Below are 21,129 nucleotides of genomic sequence, written 5' to 3' on the forward strand. Positions count from 1 at the left end.
TCTATGGTGAAGGCGAGACATTGAGTATAACCGGTACAGCCGATCTTGAGGCAAGATGGCTTGTCGCGCTGGTGAGCATCTTTTTCATTGCCTGATATTGCTGTGTGCTTAATCGATTGTCAGAATGTGATTTGATCGTTTGTTCCAGTGGGAGTACACGGTACTTGCGCTTGTCACGGGCACCTTCAATATGCACCCATGTTGGGATCGTTGTCACATTTTTTAGTTCGATTGTGCCTTCAGGCATATGCTTATTAATTTCTACACCGAAGATTACTCCAATATCAGTACCATTGCCTGTCTGATTGGATATAAAGTTCCCCATTGAATAAATAATAAGCCCATCGCGCTTAGAGCCGTCGGGCTCTCTTACCGTAATACGCTCATAGGGTTGAATGACATGTGGATGAGAGCCCAATATAATATCTGCTCCAGCTTGGATCAGCGAACGTGCCAGTCGAATTTGCTCTTGATTCGGCGTGTGCTCATATTCAGTGCCGAAATGAATGGCAATTGCGACAACGTCAGCTCCAGCCTTCTTCGTATTCTGAATATCCTGTATCATGCGCTTCTCATCAATGAGAGAGACAAGATAAGGCTTCTGCTTCGGGAGCGGGATGCCATTTGTTCCGTACGTATACGCGAGAATGCCTAGTTGTATTCCGTTTTTCTCAACTAATGTTGGCTGCTTGGATTCCCATAATGAGGCGGAGAGTCCCTTCGTTACCAGCCCTTTTTTCTTCAACACTTCCAATGTGCGCAGGGCTCCGGCTTCATATCGATCTAATGAATGATTGTTCGCCGCTGTTACAATATTGAAGCCTGCGAACTTCAAGGCATCTGCAAGCTCTGGTGGTGCGTTGAACATGGGGTATCCGGTATAGACCTTCTCGCCGCCTAGCAATGGAGTCTCCAGATTCGCCCAGCACCAATCTGCTGTCTCGAGAATAGGCTTCACCTTAGTAAAATAGGTCTTGAAATTGTATGTGCCTGTCTTCTTATTGAAATAGGCAGGAAACTGAGGGGAGTGCATCATAATATCTCCTACCGCAAGAAGCTTGCCGGAAAGAGTATATGGCTTTGCCTTCGTATTGTTAGGTGGCGTAGTGGTCGTACTAGCCGGGATGTTCGTAGAAGAGTTGAGATGATCGGCATCGGTCGATGAAGGTGAACTGTCCTTATGCTGAGCTAGTGCTGCTTTGTGTGCCGGTTGAGGCTTTGTCTGCTGTTCGCTGCCCGTTGTTGATTGCGAACTAGATGCATCTTGATCGACAAGCTGTGATGGCGCGGCAATTGCGCAAGCAGTGGATAAAATCAAGAGAACAATTGCAATGACCAGCAATCCTGTTCGTACATACCGTCCGTTACTCATTTTCCTATTTTCCTCCTTTCATACACGAATAACACCATGCGTTAAATGAGCATGACTGAATGATGACTGTGTCTGCAAATGAACTCATCGTGTACAATCGCATCGAGAGAAGGCTGCTTCTCATCAATGCGATCGTACAGTCACGGTGTTGCGTGCGATGATTAATTACCGAATCGGTAAGATTGCCCCAGCTTACTTGTTGATGTACATAGAAAATACATCAACAGGAAGAATAGATTGCCGGATCCCAGAGATTCCATGGGTATTCCATGGGCGGCTGAGATCTAAACTCCATAACTTCCTTCGTAGTCGGATGGGGGAACGATAGCTGCACAGACCATAGAGCAATCTGCTGACCAGGCTTATTGCGATCAGCGCCGTACTTCTGATCTCCATATAATGGACAACCAATCGTTTTCATTTGTACGCGAATTTGGTGCGGTCGTCCGGTATGAAGCTCTATACGCACAAGCGTCATGTCGCCGCTCATGCCAGCTACCTCATAAGACAGGCGTGCCTCCTTGGCTCCTGAAGTTCCAGGAGCAACAGCGCGGACTGTGTTCGTGCGGACATCCTTCAGCAAATGGTGAGTTAATGTCCCGTTGGTCTTAGCTGGACGGCCGTGAACGACAGCCATGTAAGTCTTGCCCAGCTTGTGTGTGCGAACGACATCAGATAAGCGTGAGGCAGCCTTGCTCGTCTTCGCGAATACCATGGCTCCACCGACAGGACGATCCAATCGGTGGACAAGACCTACATAGACATTGCCAGGCTTCGCATAACGCTCCTTCAAGTCTTGCTTCAGTAAGGTCACCATATCTGCATCCTGCGTATCGTCCGCTTGTGACAAGATATTAACTGGCTTCTCGACAACGATTACGTGATTATCCTCGTATAAGATGCCAATATGCGGAGTTGCAGGTTGGCCTAACATCTATCGTTATGCCTCCCATCTTCCCAATATACCGCAAGGGAGTACCATACCGGACTTCGTAATCGGGATGCCTATTTCACCTGAGGACAGCTTGCCGCCGTAGCGCTTTTTCATTGTCATACTCAGCATATTGCTTAGTACGGTAGGCGAGATCCCAGTCGTGTATGAATTGATTTGCAGGAAAAGTGGATTGTCCGACATAATTGTCGTACAGAACTCAAGAAACGGATACAAGCTTTGCTCCAGCTTCCACGTTTCTCCGCCAGGTCCTCTACCATAGGAAGGGGGATCCATAATGATGGCGTCATATTTGTTGCCTCTGCGCTGCTCTCTTTGTACGAACTTGAATACATCGTCCGTGATGAAACGGATAGGGTGAGATTCCAAACCGGACAACGCGGCATTTTCCTTCGCCCACTGCACCATCCCCTTAGCAGCGTCAACATGGCAGACTTCGGCGCCGGCAGATGCACAGGCCACTGTTGCACCGCCAGTATAAGCGAACAGGTTAAGAACTTTGATTGGACGATTCGCACTCTTAATTTTGTTCATCATCCAGTCCCAGTTTACTGCTTGTTCAGGGAACAGACCTGTGTGTTTAAAGTTCGTTGGCTTAATATAGAACTTGAGATGCTTGTATTCAATCGTCCAACGCTCTGGAATAGGCTTCTTCATATCCCATTGACCGCCGCCTGAGGAACTGCGATGATAATGGCCGTGTACATTGCGCCAAATATCTGTCTCCTTTTCAAGAGGCCATATGATTTGTGGATCGGGACGACGAAGCACAACATCTCCCCAGCGTTCAAGCTTCTCTCCGCCGCCTGTATCAATTAATTCATAGTCTTTCCAGTCAGTAGACATGTACATGTAATGTGACTTCCTTTCTTCTGTTCAAACTTCCTTAACACTAAGCGTTATTGTACTATAAACAAGCCCAAGCTTCCAGAAAGTTTACGAAAGCAATACCCGCATGAGATGAATTCATGCGGGTATTGGTGTAGAGCTGGTTATTCGGTTTGAAATTTGTACCCTACACCTCGTACGGTTACGATGTAGCGTGGGCGTGTAGGATCCGGTTCAATCTTCTTGCGTAGATTGCTAATATGTACCATGAGTGTTCGTGTATCACCGAAGCTCTCGGTATTCCAGATATGCTGATACAATTGTTCCAACTTGAATACTTTGTTCGGCGATTGTGCCAAATACGCGAGTAAGTCGAATTCTTTGGCAGATAGTGCAACAGCTTTGCCTTGTACGGTCACGGTGTGGCTCTGCAAATCCATCTCCAATTCTTCGTAGGACAGTCTATGTTGAGCCGAGCGTTGCAGTGCTTGAGCAGACAGAGAGTTGCGGCGCAAATGGGCCTTGACCCTAGCAACGAGTTGACTAGGGCTGAATGGCTTCGTAATGTAATCATCTCCACCGACTGTAAGACCTAATATAATGTCTACATCGTCACTCTTGCAGCTTATAAAGAGGATTGGAACATTCGATGTCTTGCGCACTTCCTTGCATACCTCAATACCATCTAGCGACTTGAGGAGGATGTCCAAAATAATTAAGTCTGGTTCAATTTCCTTCATCATCTGTAAGGCGGTATATCCGTTGTCTGCAACGTATACACGGTAGCCTTCCCTGCGCAAATATAAGGATATGAGTTCGGTAATCTCTATTTCATCATCAACGATTAATATTTTGCTCTCGTTCACTGCAGGTTATCACCTCCGCCACTTCTTTCATTATAGCGAAAATCGTCAGGATATGGCAATCTATTCCTAATTGCGACATGAAACCTTAATTCCTTGGATTCTTCTATCGTCAAATAAGAAAGTATGTTATAAAATGGAAGGGTTGAGGAGGGCGTCATCGATGCGTCGAATAACTTTTCATATTATGATGGCCATGATTATTGTAACTATAATTATTCTACATGTTGCAGGGGCGATTATTGATTCGAAGCGTGCTCCGAGCGCGGAAAATGGAATACTTGATTTGCGGAACTGGAATTTTGAAAAAGATGGAATTGTGCCATTGAACGGAATGTGGAAGATGAAATGGGGGAGCTTGCTTCCTACGGAGAAAATAACGGATTCCCCTTCAATGATGGCGGATGTGAAGGTGCCATCTTCTTGGAATCAGTTAACGAATCCGGGGTTCTCCAAGACGGGTACGGGAGTCGCGACGTATTATCTTACGATAAAGAAGAATGCGAAGGATAATCTGTTGGGTGTATGGCTCCCCAGCATATATAGTTCATATCGCATGTGGGTGAATGGTAAGCCGATTATTCATGAAGGACAAGTCTCCGAGTTTGAGGACTATGCTGTTCCTTCTATGAAGCAACGCATGGTTATGGTGAGTACTCCTGGAAACACCGCAGATATCGTTATCGAGGTTACGAATTTCTCGCATCATCGTGGAGGAATATGGCAGTCACTATACCTGGGTTCATCGGAGAAAATTATAAGCAAGGGCAGATTGGAATTGGTTAGGGACAGTATGCTGTTCGGCTGCTTATTAATGGTGGGGCTCTATCATATTGGTCTGTTCATAGAGAGGCGCAAGGATTGGTATACGTTTCTATTTGCGATTCTTTGTATTGCAATGGCAATCCGAATCCTAACGTCGGGAGATGCCATTCTGCTTACTTGGTTTCCTGGTTTATCGTGGTATTTCGTTATTCGCCTGGAATATGTGCTAATGATCGTGGCGACGATGGCAGGATGCGGATATGTGAGATATTTATTTTATGAGGACGCGTGCTATAGGACGTATACGATAATGAATGTAGCAGGAGCATTGCTAATTGGCTCCATTGTATTCCTGCCTGTGCGTACGTTCACCTCTTACCTTCTGCTTTATCAATTATATGTGATAGCAGCAGCTTGCTATGTAATCATAATGAATATGAAGGCTGTCTATAATCATCGGATGGGAGCGCATATTGCATTATTCGGCTTTACTGTTTTCAATATATTGGTTCTTAATGATATTTTATATTATCATTCGCTTGCTCCCATTCGAGACTTGGCTCCAAGTGGACTTGTATTTTGCGTTTTCATGCAGTCGCTTATGATCTCAATGAGATATTCCAAGGCGATGTACGACGTAGAATCTGTAACGATCGAGTTACGAGAGTTGAATGCTAACTTAGAAGCGCGGATCCAAGAGCGCACAGCTGCCTTAACTCAAATGAACGCAAATTTAGAAATGAAAAATTATGAGTTAGAGCGGATGGAGACCTCCCGCAGGCATCTATTTACGAATATTTCACATGATTTGCGAACACCAATGACCTTAATTCGTGGTTACTTGGAGGCGCTCCAAGATGAGGTAATTCAGGATAGAGAGCAGCAGAAGAAATATATTCGCCTCATGCTAAATAAAATTAATGGCTTGAATCATCTGATTGACGATTTGTTTGAGTTGTCCAAATTAGAAGCAAGAAGGGTGCCTGTATCGATAGAATCTGTACTTCTTGAACATTTTATTTCGCATCTGGAAGAGCATTACGAGTTGGAACTGCGAAGCAGAGGGTTAATGTTCGCATGTTACAACTTGACGTACCGCAATGCTCCGCCTGTAAGTCTTATGCTGGAAGTGGACATTGATCGTATGATGCAGGTATTTGACAACATTATTTATAATGCGGTCAAATTTACGCCAATTGGCGGCTCGATTACCATTGAAGTGGACTATCTGAAACAGGAGCAAGCGGTGCATATTCAAATTACGGATACCGGAATTGGTGTGGGAGAAGAAGACTTGCCTTATCTATTCGACCGTTTCTACAAAAATGATAAGTCGCGAAATTCAATGACAGGCGGCAGCGGTATAGGGCTGGCAATTGCCAAAGAAATTGTTGAATTGCACTTAGGAAGAATCGGCGTTGAGAGTGTGCAAGGACATGGAACGACATTCTACATTATATTGCCTGCTCAAGTAAAATAGGGATGGTCGTAAACTCTATCGCTTGGAGTAGAGTGATTGCCTCATGAGCTGGAGTGTCTGCTGTCTTGAGTCGGCATCAAGCCCGTGCCATAGCTGTAGAAGCTGATTCGTCTCGCGTGATTCCAGATAGGAGTTATCATTGATTAGGTAATCCACGGATACATCAAATAAGACAGCTAGCTTAAGAAGGGTTGTATAGACGGGCTGCCGATTGTTAATTTCGTAATGGCTATATGCCGAACGAGTTAATCCAATGTGTCGAGCTACTTGCTCTTGCGACATGTTGCGGGCCGTTCGTAAATTGCGTAAGCGCTCTCCAAAGGTCATAGCAGGACTCCTTTGTCATAAATATGCTAGAGTAGGATCGCAGATTCATAAGTTACGTTACACATACTTGTAATGTATGATACAAAATGTATCGTGTCAAGTTTGATTTTACAAAAGAATAACGTGTAAAGATTGCAAAAGGCGTAATTCCAAAAAGGAATTACGCCTTTTGCAATGATCTATCAAAACAATTCTGTCGGAATTCAAATGCACGAATGATTAATATAAGGACAATGCTACAGTGTCCATTTCACGTCTTGAATGCAAGATTGCCTCTGAGCCGATAATTTCAATACTGATCAAGGTTTCAAGACAGGTCTTGATCGCTCGCTTGCCTGTATTCATTTTGCGGTTAAGTGCATCCATAAGTAGTGAGAATGTATTTTTGTGGGACATATTTGTGCAAAACACGGGTATTTTTCGTTGTTGGAATTCAATATAAACTGTTTTCATCTGGCAACGGACCTCCTTCTATTGATCTATTTCCGTTAATACAAATAATACGAAAGGAACATTAAATGAACATTAAAAACTGAAGACAATGTTGTTACATTTACGAAATGTAACAAAAAAATCTATGAATATCGTAGAATTTGGACGACATGATAGCGTTGAAGTCAAAGGAACCCATTTCCGACATGCACGACTGGGCTATTTGCGGCATATATCGTTTGTAGCGATGTGAAAAGGGGATGGGAAGTTGGAGAAGCGACTATCATTATGCATGATCGTTAAGGATGAGGAGACATTTATCGGCATTTGTCTGGACAGCGTCAAGAATGTTGTAGATGAAATCATTATTGTCGACACGGGATCATCCGATCAGACGATTCCAATATGCCAATCATATGGAGCGAACATATATGAAATGCCGTGGAATGACAACTTTGCCGAAGCTCGCAATTATGCCCTGAAGCAAGCAACTGGCGACTGGATATTATGGATGGATGCGGATGAAAGGCTGGATTCAGATCAAGCCATGTTGATTCGAGATATATTGCAAGAAGAGCAAGCTCACATCGGTGTAATTCAGCTGTTGAACTACATTGGGGAAGACACACCTAGCAGTGAGAAAACATACTTAATTGGTCAGCATCGGCTGCTTCGCAATCATATGGGTTTCCAGTTCGTCGGAGCGATCCATGAACAGGTAAATGTACATGAGGTTCTGGGCGAGCAATTCGATGTTAAAATCTTGCCCGTACAACTTCATCACTATGGCTACCTAGAAGCAGTAACTCATTTGCGGAACAAGTCGGAGCGGAACTTGCGATTATTACAGATGGAGAAAGACAAGCCGGACTACAACCCGTGGGTCGATTATCATATTGCAAGTGAGCAGTATCGGCTGAAAAAGTATGCTGAAGCTTATGAGTCTGTAAATACATCCGTTATGCGGTTTGTAGAACAGGGGAAGCTGCCACCGTCGCTTCTATATAAATTAAAATATGAGCTTATGTTGATCATGGGCAGTTATGAAGGGGCATGGCCTTCGATCGATAAGGCGATCGCGTTATATCCAGATTACGTTGATCTTCATTTCTACAAGGGGATCATCTTGTATTTAAAACAAAAGGTTGAACATGCATTGCCTGTATTTCAGCACTGTGTTGAGCTTGGGGAACAAAATATCTATCATCTTACGCTGCGAGGAGTTGGAAGCTTCCACGCTTGGTATTATGTCGGGAAGTGCCATGAACTTCTTAATCATAGGGAAGAAGCGATACAGGCCTATGAGAATTGTCTAGAGGTAGATCGCAGCCATAAAGAAGCCAGAGAAGCGCTTGACCTGCTGCTAGCTCAGTCTAATCAGGTACAGCTAGATTCACATGTTGAGGAGGCAGAAATGACGATGGATCAGTCTGCATCAATCACGATTAGTCTATGTATGATTGTACGTAATGAGGAGATTGCACTAGCGCAATGTCTTTCATCAGTCCATAACATTGTTGATGAGATCATTATTGTTGATACGGGATCGACAGATCGGACGAAGGAAATTGCAGGACAGTATCAAGCCCGTATATTTGATTTTGAATGGATTGACGATTTTGCTGCTGCACGGAATTATGCCTTCAGTCAAGCTACTCAAGAATATATTCTATGGCTCGATGCGGACGATGTGATAGAGAGTAAGGATCAACGCCTACTAGTAGAGCTGAAGAAGACACTCACTCGTGATGTTGATAGTGTGACCATGCACTATGTATTAATGGTTGATGATAAGGGGAATGTTACGTCTAGTCTGCGGCGAAATCGCTTAGTTAGGCGTGATCGTGGGTTCAAATGGTATGGGCCAGTGCACGAATATTTGGAAGTAGGCGGACATATTATTCATAGTGATGTGTGTGTCACACATAAGAAGGATAAAGCATATACCGATCGCAATTTGCGAATTTACGAGAAGAGACTTGCCGAGGGAGAGCAATTTACGCCTCGCGATCTATACTATTTTGCGAATGAATTACGAGATCATTCCCGGTTCGAAGAAGCAGCACACGGATATATGAAGTTCCTCGAAACAGAGCAAGGGTGGGTAGAGGATAATATTCAGGCGTGCAGAAAAATGGCGGAGTGTTATGGCAAGTTGGGTCAACGTACCGAACAGTTTATGGCGCTGTTCCGCAGTTTCGTCTATGATAAGCCGCGAGCGGAAATCTGCTGTGCGATTGGGGCCATGTGGGTGGACTCGGGGCATTTTCTACAAGCGAAGTACTGGTTCGAGCAAGCTACACTGCTTCCAGCAGATGAAGCGCAAATGTCTATGGTAGAGCCATCCTCATGGACGTGGGTACCGCATTTGCAGCTATGTGTATGTCATGATCGTCTTGGTGACATCGAGAGGGCTTGCTATCATAACGAGTTTGCACTCAGCTACCTTCCCTCTCATCCAAGTATGCTTCATAATCAGAAATATTTCCGCGAGAAGCTTGGCGAGGAACGATACGAACAGTTGAGAATCAAATTGTAGAGGCATTTCATTAATTACAGTCATATTTCCCAAGTATGTGATTGCGAAGTGAGGGGATTGTGTTGAAGGTCAGTATTGTGATACTCACGTTGAATCAATTTGCTCATACGATTCGATGTCTAGAAAGCATTCGTAAGTATACGACGGAGCCTTACGAGTTAATTGTCGTTGACAATGGTTCGACGGACTTAACGCTTCCCTATCTGAGACTGCAGTCGGATGTAATCTTGATTGAAAACGCGGTGAATGCAGGATTCTCAAAAGGATGCAATCAAGGAGCAGCTCTTGCGACAGGGGATCATATTCTTTATTTGAATAATGACACCATTGTCACGCCAAATTGGTTGACGAATATGCTGCGCGTACTTCACTCCAGTGAAGATGTAGGCATGGTCGGACCGTTTACGAATTATTCGAGTGCTCATCAACAAATCCCGGTAACGTATACCGATTTATGGGACTTGAACAATTTTGCGAGGGAACATGAACATAAATTTGCTGGAACGGTGACAGAAGTTCGCCGACTTGTTGGATTTTGCATGCTGATGAAGCGAAGTGTTGTCGAAGAGGTAGGGGGCTTCGATGAACGCTACGGATTAGGGAATTATGAGGATGATGATCTATGCTTGCGAACAGCGAATGCGGGTTATCGTATGCTCATAGCGAATGATTCCTTCATCCATCATGTGGGCCATGTGACTACGAATCAGCTCGAGCAGTCAAGCTTGATGATGCTGCTGCATACGAATCGGGAGCAAGCACGTCGGAAGTGGGGGGCTGATATATTCGACCTGTTGTACAAAGCAGAGTCAACCATTACCTTCTGCATTCGCTGGAGAGCACGAACAGAGCCGTTGCAAGCTTGCATCGCTTCGATTCATGAAGTGGCAAATGAAATTATCATATGTAATTGTACCGGAGAACAGCGGGAAGACGTTGAACTGGAGACGTCTGTTCCCATTCGGTGGATCGATGCAACGGAAGATATGGATGCAGGTGAAGCATACATCATACAACAAGGATCAGAACAGGCCACACAGGATTATATTTTTCTGATCGATGCGTCAGAATATCTTCCTGCACCTGAACGCAGGCAGCTTCGGGCACTCAAACGCTCCCTAAATCCTGAAGTGAATGCGGTGTGGATGGTGGGAGAGGCTAAGCGGGATGGCCTGCATGAGACTGGGGCAGAACGATTGAGATTGATTCGCCGCAATGTCCAGGTGCCGAATCTGAATGAGATCAGTTTAACGGATTATGATGCGAAACAAGGCGATACATCGCAGCATATCAAGAGTGAGATCCGAGTTGCTAGCTTCATCTGAAAGCTTGAATGTCAAAAGCCTGAACCTTCACTGCCAGTGATACACTGACGGAGGGTTCAGGCTTTTTTTATATAAATTAAGAAATTGGTGATGGTTGTTCGTGCAAATCAGGATGAGAGACGAGCAACTGTTGAAGTGCAAGATTGGCAGGCCCATATTCAGGATAGAAGTTCAGGGCTGAACGATATGCTGACCATGCATCTTGTGGCTGATTTAATTGCTCATAACATTGTCCCTTATAATAATAGGCGTGGAAGGTAGCGCTGCCGTGAAGGGTTAAATGGTTCAGCTGTTTGTCGCCTAATGCAATACAATGGTCGAACGTTTCGAGTGCCTGTTCGTGTTTGCCCAGTTGATGCAGGATAACACCCTTGTATAAATGAAGATCTACATAATCGGGGTAAAGCACTAATACCTTGTCAATGGCTGGCCAAGCTCCCTCTATACTTCCTGTCTCCAGTAGAATCGAATATTTCAGCTTATACACAAGCGATGGCGGCGTAAGTCCTTCGGATAGGAATCTAACAATTGACCAATTCACGTATTTAAAAGCAAAATCATATTTCTTCATACGCGAATATTCACTCGCTAAGTGATACTCCAGCCATGGATTTGGCTCTTTGGCTTCGATTGCTTTGAGCAATAACGTTATATTGCGCTCGCTTTTGTTCTTGGCATAAGTTACATCATTCAAATAACCGTAATGGTACACTTTGACTGGCAATGTAGCGATTTGCGATTCATCTTGATCTGGCAGCACTTCATGAACATTTAATGTCTCGTGGATACTGAACTGGAACTTAAATCCCTTGTGATTACGAAAGAGGCGAGCATGCGCAATATGAAATGATTCATTCGCTTGAACAGTTGCTCCAATGAAATTAATTAAATGAATCGAGTAGATATCCTTGTCTAAGGAAGGAAGCAGCTTCTTCATTGTTTGACGATCATCCACATCCATTTCCTCATCAGCATCCATCCACATAATCCAGTCACCTGTTGCCTGCTCTAATCCATAATTGCGTGCCATTGAAAAATGATCCTGCCACTCATGTCTAAGCACGGTTGCGCCGAACTCCTGGCATATTTCGATTGTACGATCCGTTGATCCTGTATCCACAACAATAATTTCATCTGCGATAGGCTTGATGCTCTGCAGGCAGCGAGCGATGACATCCTCTTCATTCCGCGCAATCAAGCAGATGGATAACGTAGGAGATTGCAATCCATTCACTCCTTTTCAGCTTCGTATAAGATAAGTAACTGTATGCAGTGCCTGAAATTGATATTCAGGTGAGAACAGATTAAAAAGCATTGTTCAGAATTTAGCATATGAGATAAACCCTCTGACATAGGATGAGTAACGTAAGTTGCAATGAGGTGCTTGCAAAGGAAAAGAGAGAGGTGAACAGTTTTGTCACAGGCTAATATTCCAAATATTACTCCCACTATTACGATTACCCTTGGCCAAACCGTAACGTTGCTTTTGGCTTCTATCGCTCTGGAAGAACTGGCTCTTGCTCACATCGTGAATGCAGAGGCAGAGAAAATTCAACTCGTTGTTGGTACACTTGCACCTGGCATCACCCCAGCGGCAACGGTTGCGGAATTGCTGGCGATTGACGACAGTGTAAGAAAAACATTGCAAGATGTAATTAAGAAAGAAATGCTTCTTCAATTTAAGCTAGACAATATACTTAGCAGCTTCCCTGGATTGTAAACTACCTGCAGGTATAGTCATCTAAACTGTCAAGCACCTCGTTGCGCTTACATTTCTCCTGTGGAGCGGATGATCTGCAGGAGAATGTACTTTATTTTTGCAAGAGGATGATGTTCAAGGGACAAACAAAGCTCGAAACTCAGCATGATGTATTTGTCTGTGGCATAAAAATATGAGGAATTGAACTGTAAATGGCTGAGAGTAGCACCTCAATAAGGAGGATATGTATCATGTCCATGCCAAATGTTCCGGATATAAAACCGGAAATTATTCTGAAGCGAAAAGAAGTTGTGAACCTGCTGCTAACATCAATTGCTCTTGAAGAAATTGGATTGTCTCATATTATCAATGCGGAAGGCGAAAAAATTCAGGCTATACTTAGAGATCGGGATGTATGCTTGTCTGAAGCGCTTCAAATTAATGAAAGTGTTGATCGTATGCTGAGAAACGTTGTGAAAAATCAGATTCTGTTGCACTTTAAGCTGGAAGATGTGATTCGCTTTGAGAAGCAGCATGAATGTTTTGAGGATTGTGAAGAATAGCATTTCGCCATATCCGGAGAGAGAGGAGGGAGAACATGAGCATTCAAAAAAATGATGATCAAATTCCATCAATTGACGAGGCAGTTGCGCATCTACTGCAATCGCTCTCTCTGGAAGAAGGCGCCCTTGGACAGCTGCTCCTTACCGAGGCTGAGAAAGCAAAGGCGTTCGTTGGCAATGATAAGAACTTCCCAACTCATCCGACACCTAAGGAAATTGTGGATTACAACTCCTCTGTTGTACAAATTCTGGATTCGATGCTAATGGCGGAGTGGCTGCTGCTGAAGAAGCTGAATATGGTCGTACATATGGAATTCCAAGCACAAACAAGAGATCCTGCTGTCAAGACCAGCGCCCCGATCACAAAGCAGAATGATATAGGCGAAGAGCTGGATTCTGATTCAAACGAATTCGATTATTAATAGATGGATCGAGGTGGATGATGATTAAGACCTTTCAACCTTTGTCTCAAATGCTGCTATCGGTGTTCCATCTCATCCACGCGTTGGATATGAGATGGGATCAGAAAAGTAAAGAATTGCATGTTATACAAATATTGTCAATGGTAGATACGCTGCGTGAGCTTCACCTGTGTACGTATCGAAGGGTGCAGGTATATAAGCAGACGGTAATCGATACACATTCTGAACAATTGGAAGAGGATCAGATCAAGGAAGTGCTCGACTCCGTGCATCGCACACAATTTCTGCTCGGTAGATGGATGCTAACGAATCGCTTACTTGTCGAGCAGCTACAAGAGCACTTGCGGTATCTGGAAGACTACTATAAATCTTTCAATCAAGCTTATAAACAAGCAAAGCCGGAACAGATAACGAAGGAAGTGAAGGAAATCGTTCAACCGATTCAAACTGTGAATCAGGTGTCGAAGGAAATCGTTCAACCGATTCAAACTGTGAATCAGGTGTCGAAAGAAATCGTTCAACCGATTCATACTGTGAATCAGGTGTCGAAGGAAGTCGTTCAACCGATTCAAACTGTGAATCAAGTGTTGAAGGAAGTCGTTCAACCGATTCAAACTGTGAATCAGGTGTCGAAGGAAGTCGTTCAACCGATTCAAACTGTGAATCAAGTGTTGAAGGAAGTCGTTCAACCGATTCAAACTGTGAATCAGGTGTCGAAGGAAGTCGTTCAACCGATTCAAACTGTGAATCAAGTGTTGAAGGAAGTCGTTCAACCGATTCAAACGGTGAATCAGGTGCCGAAGGAAGTCGTTCAACCGATTCAAACGGTGAATCAGGTGCCGAAGGAAGTCGTTCAACCGATTCAAACTGTGAACCAGGTGTCGAGTGCGTTAGATGCCGTCAAGGTTGGCGGTGCTGTGAAAAAGAGACGTCCATCAAGTCCTCCGTTTATGTCCAAAGATGTGCGTAAGCCTCGGCCTCAGACGAAACCAGTAAAAGTAAAGCTGCCAGTGGCGCCGCTCATTGTTACCCATCATCAGGTGGACGGGGGCATGATGTCGAATCAAAACAAGATTGTATCAAAAATAGGAAGCAGAATTTACTATAGAAAATAAACGAAACTTACCTCATCACAATGATGTGGAAAGGAGATTGCTTGATGGCAAAATTGAATCTCATTCGAATTGCGGGCTCCAGTTATTGTGCATCTGGACGCTGGGCCGTTGGCGTATACATGGATCCAAAGACCAAGTGTGCGGTACTCATTGATAGCGGTGCGAGTACAAGCGTGGCAAGAGAAGTTGATCATGCTATCAAAGAGTATGGGGGCAAAATAACGGCGATTATTACGACTCACGGGCATGAAGTGCAGTGTAGAGGAATCCATTATTTCAAGGATCAATATCCGAACATCAAGATATACAGCACGCATCAAACAGGGATGTACATGCAGCATATGCTCGACGAATCAGACACTTCTCGTGGAGGCGACAGCAATAAGGATGAAGATCATGAGCGCAACCATTCGATCACTGACTATATTCCATATGAGGAGGGATCTTTCCAAGTAGGTGCCATACAGCTGCAAATTGTTACACTGCCAGGTCATTGTGCAGGCATGATTGGAGTGATTACACCGGATGATGTTGTATACTGCAGTGATGCATTGTTCGGGTATCATACTTTATCGAAGCAGAAGCTGCTTTTCTATACAAATATCGCAGATGCCAAGACATCCATTCGCAAGTTGTTATCGTTAAGATCCGAAGCGTATGTGCTGTATCATGGCGGATGCATCCGGAAATCGAAAATAATGGATTTGGCGAACCAGCATTTGTCGCGAATAAATGAGTTATCGAATGTTATCTATCAGATCATTCAAGACAGGCCGATAACCTTGGAATCCATTATAGAAAAGGTTATGAGACGATATGGGATTGAGCAGACTATGCAGCAATATGAGATTACAAGTGAGATTACGCGTGCACATGTGACTGAGCTTCGTCGTACGGGTCAGATCTTGCCGAATTTGTTCGAAGGATACCTGTATTTCAAGGGGAGTACTCAGGAGACTATTCCAGACACCGATGATCAAGAGGAACATATAATAGAGAGTAATGCTAACTATGTTTCGAGCTAGTCTTAATGGCTCTAAAGGAGGAGCATGTCATTGGATACTCACGAGCATTCAGAGGATGGCCATGCATCAGACATTTCCTCAATACTGAAAGATGCTGCGGCGTTCATGGAGAAGGGCGAGTGGAAACGGGCTGTTATTATTTATGAATTATTGTTGGACAAAGGGGATATCGATGCGAAAACAGCCGTTTCCGTGTGCGGGCTCCTAGCGAACGGTTATAAGGAATTGGGCATGGATGCCAAAGTAATTAGAACGATTCTGAGGACGCTGCAATATGAGCCTCCGAGCGCTGATAGTTGCTGCCGCATTGGATATCAATATTTTATACAAGAGAAATGGTCAGAAGCAGCTAACTGGTATGGATTAGCATTACAGATACCGTTCTCATCCGCTCAAGCGGACGCGATTGCGAATCATACATGGCTGCCTCACCTGCAATTATGTGTATGCTATGACAAGCTAGGTGATCTCAAGCGAGCCTACCACCATCATCAACAGGCTGCGTTATATGCACCTGATCACCCAAGTGTCATTACTAATGAAGTGCATTTTGGCCCCTATTTTGAGATGCTGGACAAGAGCGGATCTCAGAATTGTGGGCTATCTCTGCTTATTCCGTCAGTTCCGGAGCGCTTCACCTTTTTATCTTCATTATTAGCTGACCTTCATCAACAAGCGTTTGGTAAACCTGTGGAAATACTTGTCCTCATTGACAATAAAAAAAGAACAATTGGCGATAAACGAAACCAATTGCTCAAACAGGCTCAAGGACGGTTTGTTGCCTTTATTGATGACGATGATCAAATCAGTCCTCATTATGTGGATGCTTTGCTGGAGGCGATCGAGAAAGAACCTCGTGCCGATTGTATTGTGTTCGACGTACAGGTGAAGCTGAACGGCATTTCCGATAAACTGTGCAAATACGGTGTTGAATATCAGCATGGGCAAGACGCGCAGTATTATTATCGAAAACCGAATCATCTCATGTGTTATGCGAAACGAATTGCACTTGTACATCAGTTCCAAGATATTAGCTACGGGGAAGATGATGAATGGGGCGGCAGATGCGCTGCAGACATTCAGCTTCAACATCGGATTCCGCAAGTACTTTACACGTATGATTGGATGCCTAAGCCTTGGGACTGGTACCACAAACAGTAGGAAGCTTGGCTGTGAGTCTATTGATTAGGGTGTGCATACATTTGTTGAAGTTGATGCGAAATGAGAGGATGTATTTCTGAGTAAACGGCATCTCCTTTAGGGAACAACACGCCCAATCCGCTGGAATGCTCAAATTGGAAAGAAGGGTGCTGAGCGATTAATTCGTCCCATAGCTGCCACACGCCAAATCCATAAAGTCGGACGGAGATATCATGGAACAATACGATTCCGTTATCAGCTAGCTTAGGCAGCCAAGTATGGTAGTCATGGTGTACCGCCTCATACTCATGGAATCCGTCAATATGAAGAAGATGAATGGAGCCATCCTCGAAGTGCTGAAGCGCATCATCGAATGTGGATTGTAATAACGTGGCAACATTCGGATATAAGGATGCTGCAATCTGTCCCACTTCTTGGTACACGTCCTCATTATAGGCACCAGAATGGGAGTCACCTACCCATGTGTCCACTGCATAGCACTTCGCAGGCAGGTCATTGTCCCTTACAGCTTCGCAGAAGCTGAAGAAGGAAGCTCCCCAATGCGTGCCAAGCTCAACGATTAATTGTGGCTTCACAAATGATACCAGATCATATGCGAATTCACGATGACCTGTCCAAGCGGAATAGGTTAGCACATGTGGTGCAACATGATCATACTCGAAGCTTTTACGATGGAATTTCCATTCAGTCACAAGGATACCTTCTTTCTATACTTGAATATTTTCGAAATGCATGGAGGCTATGGATGGATATGAAGCATCAAGTTACCTTTGAAACGAAATGTTACGAAAAGGATTGGAAGGCCCTGCTCACGACGGATCGATTGCAAAGGGCAGTGGCACTGAATGAGTACTCCTTCTCTGATGTGATTCTCTATATTAATAATGTAAATGATGTCGAAGAAGTTTCCTTCTATGCACAGAAATTAGTGGATTCAGGAGTAATCACCGAATATGCAGTTGTTGAACATTGGGCCGACGAGGCACTGCAGTATTTCCAGATTGAGAAGGAATCTTTTGCGGGAGGCTACTATTATTCTATTTCGGAGCTGGTAAGTATATACCGATGCAATACGCCTTATTTGCTCCATTTTTCCGGGGACTCCATACTAGAAACCTCCTTCTCTTGGATTGATGAGGCTATCAACCGCATGGAGTCCGATCGGAGTATCAAGGTAGCTAATCCGTTATGGAATGGTAGATATGATGAAGCGAGGTTCGAAGCAGAGAGCGAAGACGAGTTCTTCTATATCGGATATGGATTCTCAGATCAATGTTATCTAGTAAATGCACAAGATTTCAAGTTTGCGTCTTATCATGAGATACATCCTGCGTCGCAGCGATATCCGGTATATGGTGGAGAACTATTTGAAAAACGAATTGATGCATGGATGCGGAATAATGGATTCAAGAGATTGACTTATAAATATGGAAGTTATGTGCACCCACGATATTAAGGACAGAATTATCGTTGAAATAGGTATTTAGTTACAGACATGACGCGAACCCCTTATCCTGTAAACACATATATGTATATGGTATCCAAAGTTTACATTATAGGATAGGGAGGGATATTGTTGTCGCAAGCTAACATACCTAATATTACACCCATTATTACGGTAACTAGGGATGACGCAATCAATTTATTACTGTCCTCTATTGCTTTAGAAGAGCTTGGGTTAAGTCATATCCTTAATGCAGAAGGTGAAAAAATACAGTTTGCGCTTGGTACGCTGCCAGGAGTTACATCTCCTCCAGCGACTTTGAGCGATGTATTATTAGTTAATCAAAGTGTGCGTGACACACTTCGTGATGTGACGAAAAAAGAAATGCTGCTTCAAACAAAGCTGGAAACGGTTCTGGCGGCGCCAGTTGTTGCCGCAACAGGAGCAACAGGAGCAACAGGAGCAACCGGGGCAGCAGGAGCAACCGGGGCAACAGGAGCAACAGGAGCAACAGGAGAGACGGGAGCAACCGGGGCAACGGGTGCAACAGGAGCAACCGGGGCGGGAGCAACTGGAGCGACGGGCTCGACCGGTGTAACAGGTGCGACAGGAACAACTGGAGCGACTGGCGCCACAGGTTCGGGAGCCACGGGTGCGACAGGAGCAACGGGCTCGACAGGTGCACAGGGTATTACTGGTCCAACTGGCCCGGGAGTAGGAGCCACAGGAGCTACGGGAGCCACGGGTGCGACAGGAGCAACTGGAGCGACAGGAGTCACCGGAGCAACGGGTGCAACAGGAGCAACCGGAGCAGGAGCCACGGGAGCAACAGGTGCGACAGGAGCAACTGGAGCGACCGGCGCCATCGGAGCAACGGGTGCAACAGGAGCAACCGGAGCAGGAGCCACGGGAGCAACGGGTGCGACAGGAGCAACTGGAGCGACCGGCGCCATCGGAGCAACGGGTGCAACAGGAGCAACCGGAGCAGGAGCAACGGGAGCAACAGGTGCGACAGGAGCAACTGGAGCGACCGGCGCTATCGGAGCAACGGGTGCAACAGGAGCAACCGGAGCAGGAGCCACGGGAGCAACGGGTGCAACCGGCGTAACCGGAGCGACCGGCGCTATCGGAGCAACGGGTGCAACAGGAGCAACCGGAGCAGGAGCCACGGGAGCAACAGGTGCGACAGGAGCAACTGGAGCGACCGGCGCCATCGGAGCAACGGGTGCAACAGGAGCAACCGGAGCAGGAGCCACGGGAGCAACAGGTGCGACAGGAGCAACTGGAGCGACCGGCGCCATCGGAGCTACAGGAGCCACGGGAGCAACCGGAGTAACTGGGGCAACAGGAGCCACTGGAGCAGGAGTTACCGGAGCAACTGGTCCAGCGGCACCATCTATTATTCCATTTGCGTCGTTCTTACCAATATTGCTAACGACTGGTTTCTGTGGAGTAGCGGGTATTGGTGGTCTCATTGGATTCGGCAACAGCGCACAAACTCCTTCGGTACTTGGAGCTACGATAGACCTTACGGGAGGACCTGGGATACCTTTAAATCTTGCATTTACAGTTCCATGTGGAGGAACCATTAAATGTATAGCTGCATACTTTAGTGTTACTTCAGGGCTCTGCTTAGACTGCTTGGGTGGGGTTAATCAAACGTTAACGATTCATGCTCAACTCTGGCAATCCACTGTGCCAGATAATATCTTTACACCAATAGCAGGAACGTTAGTAGATCTGCAGCCATCATTGACGGGAGTTATTACGTTAGGTGAACACGTAAATGGGTTGCTGTCGGGATTGAATATCCCAGTTCCACCTCAAACTCGCTTGCTTTTGGTATTCTCCGTTACGACTACTGGATTGACAGAGCCGATTTCGATTGCAGGTTATGCAAGTGGAGGAGTCACTATCATTTCGAATTAACTGAGAGTCGAATATCCTTCCTGCTCTTTAGTTTGATACGAAAAAAAGGCAGCCGCTTGGGCCAACGATGCATCATCGTAAGACTCAAGGGCTGCCGCTCTATTTATAGCCGCGTCTTATATTATAGGTTTGTATCGATATCTGCCCACATTTCTTCATCCACGTCAAGCTTAATCTGATGACGGAATACACGTTGTCCGTATTCCTTGCTCATGTACTGTTCAATGGCTTCCAGCAGATTGGACTCAATCAAGTATTGGGAGCGATCATGCACCCATACTTCCGCTGTGAATCCATGCTCTTCATCCCAGCACAGCTCAACATTTACATCTTCGGGTCGAACCTGCTTGCGCATCGCCATGTGAAGGCATACAGCATTAATGAGTTCGTCCATAGAGAGACGAAATTGCATTAATTCCACCGCCCAGGACCTGGTGTAGATGGGTTGCGTTTATTTCTGAACCTCTTCACTACCATCATAACAAGGCTGATGAGAAGGAATATTGCCATTACGTTGATCATAAGCCCAAGGATGTCTCCCAGAAATCCAAGATTGCCGAACATGCTGCCGAACAACATTCCAGCTAATCCACCAATCATTAAGCCTTTCATTAGGCCGCCGCCACTGAAAAATCCACGTTGCTGTGTCGGTGCTGTGCTTGATGTATTGCTCTTATTGGTGTTGTCCGTACGATTCACCTGATTCGTAGACTTGTTTGGAGCTGGCTTGTACTTCTGAACTCCTGAGCGGAATGAACCTCCGCGCTTGGCATCAGCCACGTCTATCACCGTCGGTGTTGTTACCGCGAAGATAAGGAAGAATGCCATAACGACCATGATCCATTTATTACGCATGAAATGCCTCCCTATTGATGTAATATTTGTTGA

General features: G+C 45.1%; 21 protein-coding genes and 1 pseudogene. 12 read left to right on the forward strand and 10 right to left on the reverse strand.

Going from position 1 to position 21,129, the window contains the following annotated elements; genetic code table 11:
- Position 1 precedes the first annotated feature (1 nt).
- The 4 genes from ABN764_RS02155 to ABN764_RS02170 all read right to left on the reverse strand — a co-directional run bounded on the left by ABN764_RS02155 (position 2) and on the right by ABN764_RS02170 (position 4,018).
- Positions 2-1,372 carry a CapA family protein gene (locus ABN764_RS02155; protein WP_446670768.1) on the reverse strand — a complete coding sequence of 457 codons (1,371 nt, stop codon included), beginning with the start codon at positions 1,370-1,372 and terminating at the stop codon, positions 2-4.
- 220 nt (positions 1,373-1,592) lie between these two features.
- Entirely contained in the window at positions 1,593-2,306 is a 714-nt protein-coding gene (locus ABN764_RS02160; protein WP_251483094.1) for an RluA family pseudouridine synthase, read from the reverse strand.
- Positions 2,307-2,312: 6 nt separating this feature from the next.
- Positions 2,313-3,176 (reverse strand): class I SAM-dependent methyltransferase, encoded by an 864-nt coding sequence (locus ABN764_RS02165; RefSeq protein WP_028533072.1) that lies wholly within the window; start codon positions 3,174-3,176, stop codon positions 2,313-2,315.
- A gap of 140 nt (positions 3,177-3,316) precedes the next feature.
- Positions 3,317-4,018 (reverse strand): winged helix-turn-helix domain-containing protein, encoded by a 702-nt coding sequence (locus ABN764_RS02170; protein ID WP_065291619.1) that lies wholly within the window; start codon positions 4,016-4,018, stop codon positions 3,317-3,319.
- Between the two features lie 160 nt (positions 4,019-4,178).
- Between ABN764_RS02170 and ABN764_RS02175 the strand changes: the two genes are divergently transcribed.
- Positions 4,179-6,260 (forward strand): sensor histidine kinase, encoded by a 2,082-nt coding sequence (locus ABN764_RS02175; protein WP_021254606.1) that lies wholly within the window; start codon positions 4,179-4,181, stop codon positions 6,258-6,260.
- A gap of 15 nt (positions 6,261-6,275) precedes the next feature.
- On the opposite strand, the gene ABN764_RS02180 is transcribed toward ABN764_RS02175, so the two are convergent.
- Entirely contained in the window at positions 6,276-6,587 is a 312-nt protein-coding gene (locus tag ABN764_RS02180; protein ID WP_021259129.1) for a helix-turn-helix domain-containing protein, read from the reverse strand.
- A 219-nt stretch (positions 6,588-6,806) separates the two neighbouring features.
- Positions 6,807-7,040: a hypothetical protein gene (locus ABN764_RS02185; RefSeq protein WP_021254604.1), complete on the reverse strand. Its 234-nt coding sequence runs from the start codon at positions 7,038-7,040 to the stop codon at positions 6,807-6,809.
- A gap of 271 nt (positions 7,041-7,311) precedes the next feature.
- Here ABN764_RS02185 and ABN764_RS02190 point away from each other — a divergent pair.
- The 3 genes and pseudogenes from ABN764_RS02190 to ABN764_RS02200 form a co-directional block, all read left to right on the forward strand.
- Positions 7,312-8,340: pseudogene (locus tag ABN764_RS02190) on the forward strand (glycosyltransferase family 2 protein); the annotation flags it as partial.
- Positions 8,341-8,439: 99 nt separating this feature from the next.
- Positions 8,440-9,558, forward strand: a complete 1,119-nt coding sequence (locus ABN764_RS02195; protein WP_446670898.1) for a glycosyltransferase — start codon at positions 8,440-8,442, stop codon at positions 9,556-9,558.
- Between the two features lie 62 nt (positions 9,559-9,620).
- The gene (locus ABN764_RS02200; RefSeq protein WP_446670769.1) at positions 9,621-10,883 is read left to right on the forward strand and encodes a glycosyltransferase family 2 protein; all 1,263 of its coding nucleotides are present in this window, start codon (positions 9,621-9,623) and stop codon (positions 10,881-10,883) included.
- A gap of 76 nt (positions 10,884-10,959) precedes the next feature.
- Here the strand turns inward: ABN764_RS02200 and ABN764_RS02205 are convergent, their stop codons facing one another.
- Positions 10,960-12,108: a glycosyltransferase family 2 protein gene (locus ABN764_RS02205; protein WP_446670770.1), complete on the reverse strand. Its 1,149-nt coding sequence runs from the start codon at positions 12,106-12,108 to the stop codon at positions 10,960-10,962.
- A 189-nt stretch (positions 12,109-12,297) separates the two neighbouring features.
- On the opposite strand from ABN764_RS02205, the gene ABN764_RS02210 reads away from it, so the two are divergent.
- The 6 genes from ABN764_RS02210 (at position 12,298) to ABN764_RS02235 (ending at position 16,868) form a co-directional block, all read left to right on the forward strand.
- Positions 12,298-12,603, forward strand: a complete 306-nt coding sequence (locus tag ABN764_RS02210; RefSeq protein WP_021254600.1) for an alpha-helical endospore appendage domain-containing protein — start codon at positions 12,298-12,300, stop codon at positions 12,601-12,603.
- 230 nt (positions 12,604-12,833) lie between these two features.
- On the forward strand, positions 12,834-13,145 hold the full coding sequence (locus tag ABN764_RS02215; RefSeq protein WP_072728034.1) for an alpha-helical endospore appendage domain-containing protein: 312 nt from the start codon (positions 12,834-12,836) through the stop codon (positions 13,143-13,145).
- A gap of 35 nt (positions 13,146-13,180) precedes the next feature.
- Positions 13,181-13,567: an alpha-helical endospore appendage domain-containing protein gene (locus ABN764_RS02220; protein WP_446670771.1), complete on the forward strand. Its 387-nt coding sequence runs from the start codon at positions 13,181-13,183 to the stop codon at positions 13,565-13,567.
- A gap of 17 nt (positions 13,568-13,584) precedes the next feature.
- On the forward strand, positions 13,585-14,682 hold the full coding sequence (locus ABN764_RS02225) for a hypothetical protein (RefSeq protein WP_446670772.1): 1,098 nt from the start codon (positions 13,585-13,587) through the stop codon (positions 14,680-14,682).
- 44 nt (positions 14,683-14,726) lie between these two features.
- A complete protein-coding gene (locus ABN764_RS02230; RefSeq protein WP_446670773.1) occupies positions 14,727-15,707 on the forward strand; it encodes an MBL fold metallo-hydrolase in 981 nt (326 codons plus the stop codon).
- 30 nt (positions 15,708-15,737) lie between these two features.
- A complete protein-coding gene (locus ABN764_RS02235) occupies positions 15,738-16,868 on the forward strand; it encodes a glycosyltransferase (RefSeq protein ID WP_446670774.1) in 1,131 nt (376 codons plus the stop codon).
- Positions 16,869-16,885: 17 nt separating this feature from the next.
- On the opposite strand, the gene ABN764_RS02240 is transcribed toward ABN764_RS02235, so the two are convergent.
- Positions 16,886-17,560, reverse strand: coding sequence for a class I SAM-dependent methyltransferase (locus tag ABN764_RS02240; protein ID WP_174809649.1), 675 nt, complete (start codon positions 17,558-17,560; stop codon positions 16,886-16,888).
- A gap of 53 nt (positions 17,561-17,613) precedes the next feature.
- On the opposite strand from ABN764_RS02240, the gene ABN764_RS02245 reads away from it, so the two are divergent.
- Together ABN764_RS02245 and ABN764_RS02250 are read left to right on the forward strand one after the other, a co-directional pair.
- A complete protein-coding gene (locus ABN764_RS02245; RefSeq protein WP_446670775.1) occupies positions 17,614-18,324 on the forward strand; it encodes a hypothetical protein in 711 nt (236 codons plus the stop codon).
- A 120-nt stretch (positions 18,325-18,444) separates the two neighbouring features.
- Positions 18,445-20,241, forward strand: coding sequence for an exosporium glycoprotein BclB-related protein (locus ABN764_RS02250; protein ID WP_446670776.1), 1,797 nt, complete (start codon positions 18,445-18,447; stop codon positions 20,239-20,241).
- 121 nt (positions 20,242-20,362) lie between these two features.
- Here the strand turns inward: ABN764_RS02250 and ABN764_RS02255 are convergent, their stop codons facing one another.
- Together ABN764_RS02255 and ABN764_RS02260 are read right to left on the reverse strand one after the other, a co-directional pair.
- Positions 20,363-20,653: a YxcD family protein gene (locus ABN764_RS02255; protein WP_065292994.1), complete on the reverse strand. Its 291-nt coding sequence runs from the start codon at positions 20,651-20,653 to the stop codon at positions 20,363-20,365.
- Positions 20,653-21,096, reverse strand: coding sequence for an import inner membrane translocase subunit Tim44 (locus ABN764_RS02260; protein ID WP_021253955.1), 444 nt, complete (start codon positions 21,094-21,096; stop codon positions 20,653-20,655). The genes ABN764_RS02255 and ABN764_RS02260 overlap by 1 nt, the downstream gene beginning before the upstream one ends.
- Between the last annotated feature and the right edge of the window lie 33 nt (positions 21,097-21,129).

It is taken from the genome of Paenibacillus wuxiensis, from assembly GCF_040195695.1.
Classification (GTDB): Bacteria; Bacillota; Bacilli; order Paenibacillales; family Paenibacillaceae; genus Paenibacillus_B; species Paenibacillus_B suaedae.

Bases quoted from the DNA above. Each gene is read 5' to 3' on its own strand.
- ABN764_RS02245 (WP_446670775.1), top strand. From the start codon at position 17,614: ATGGATATGAAGCATCAAGTTACCTTTGAAACGAAATGTTACGAAAAG.
- ABN764_RS02220 (WP_446670771.1), top strand. From the start codon at position 13,181: ATGAGCATTCAAAAAAATGATGATCAAATTCCATCAATTGACGAGGCA.
- ABN764_RS02180 (WP_021259129.1), bottom strand. From the start codon at position 6,587: ATGACCTTTGGAGAGCGCTTACGCAATTTACGAACGGCCCGCAACATG.
- ABN764_RS02160 (WP_251483094.1), bottom strand. From the start codon at position 2,306: ATGTTAGGCCAACCTGCAACTCCGCATATTGGCATCTTATACGAGGAT.
- ABN764_RS02165 (WP_028533072.1), bottom strand. From the start codon at position 3,176: ATGTACATGTCTACTGACTGGAAAGACTATGAATTAATTGATACAGGC.
- ABN764_RS02230 (WP_446670773.1), top strand. From the start codon at position 14,727: ATGGCAAAATTGAATCTCATTCGAATTGCGGGCTCCAGTTATTGTGCA.
- ABN764_RS02215 (WP_072728034.1), top strand. From the start codon at position 12,834: ATGTCCATGCCAAATGTTCCGGATATAAAACCGGAAATTATTCTGAAG.
- ABN764_RS02225 (WP_446670772.1), top strand. From the start codon at position 13,585: ATGATGATTAAGACCTTTCAACCTTTGTCTCAAATGCTGCTATCGGTG.
- ABN764_RS02185 (WP_021254604.1), bottom strand. From the start codon at position 7,040: ATGAAAACAGTTTATATTGAATTCCAACAACGAAAAATACCCGTGTTT.
- ABN764_RS02155 (WP_446670768.1), bottom strand. From the start codon at position 1,372: ATGAGTAACGGACGGTATGTACGAACAGGATTGCTGGTCATTGCAATT.
- ABN764_RS02195 (WP_446670898.1), top strand. From the start codon at position 8,440: ATGGATCAGTCTGCATCAATCACGATTAGTCTATGTATGATTGTACGT.
- ABN764_RS02260 (WP_021253955.1), bottom strand. From the start codon at position 21,096: ATGCGTAATAAATGGATCATGGTCGTTATGGCATTCTTCCTTATCTTC.
- ABN764_RS02175 (WP_021254606.1), top strand. From the start codon at position 4,179: ATGCGTCGAATAACTTTTCATATTATGATGGCCATGATTATTGTAACT.
- ABN764_RS02255 (WP_065292994.1), bottom strand. From the start codon at position 20,653: ATGCAATTTCGTCTCTCTATGGACGAACTCATTAATGCTGTATGCCTT.